This window comes from Streptomyces milbemycinicus, from assembly GCF_002154605.1.
GTDB classification, from domain to species: Bacteria; Actinomycetota; Actinomycetes; order Streptomycetales; family Streptomycetaceae; genus Streptomyces; species Streptomyces milbemycinicus.
Genome location: NZ_MUNE01001086.1, coordinates 1 through 703 on the forward strand (window position 1 = coordinate 1; position 703 = coordinate 703).

A 703-nucleotide genomic window follows, 5' to 3' on the forward strand; every position below is an offset into this window, starting at 1 on the left:
CAGATCGGCAACCGGGTGTGGTTCGACGGCGATCACAACGGCATCCAGGACCCCGAGGGTGCCAACGAGGTGCCGCTGCCGGACGCGACGATCAACCTGCTGGACGCCGATGGCAAGCAGGTCGCCACGACCAAGACCGACGCCGCCGGCGAGTACTACTTCGGTGGGGTCGGCGCCGCCTACGAGCTCAAGCCGGGTGCGAAGTACACGGTGGAGTTCGATGTGTGTACGGCGGACACCAGCAAGGTGCCGACCCAGCCGTCGGCCGACGAGCTGCGGTTCACGCTCGCACGGGCCGGTGACAACCGGGCGCATGACTCCAATGTGACCCCGCCGAAGACCGGGCAGCTGTGCGACGGACAGGCACCTGTCACGGCGCCGGACAAGGCGGGAGAGGTCGACCACACGATCGACGCCGGCGTGTACATCCCCAAGGAGGAACCGCCGACCACGGAGCCTCCGACCACTCCGGAGCCGACGACCGAGCCGCCGACCCATGAGCCGCCCGCGTCCGTGCCGCCCAACAAGCCGGGCCCCCAGACCGGCGGAGACGGCGGTTCACTGGCCAACACAGGTACCTCCGGCCTGCTGACGGTCATCTCCCTCAGCGCCCTGCTGGCCGGTACAGGCGCGGCATTCGCGTATCTGACCCGAAAGCGCCGCGCCAGGCAGCACTGAGACAACCAGGCAGCACTGAAAGACG

Annotated in this window: 1 protein-coding gene; it reads left to right on the forward strand. The window is 68.7% G+C overall.

Features of this window, described 5'->3' with window-relative positions:
* On the forward strand, positions 1-678 hold a 678-nt coding region (locus tag CCN51_RS51215; protein ID WP_281262493.1), incomplete at its 5' end, for an SdrD B-like domain-containing protein.
* Positions 679-703 lie beyond the last annotated feature (25 nt).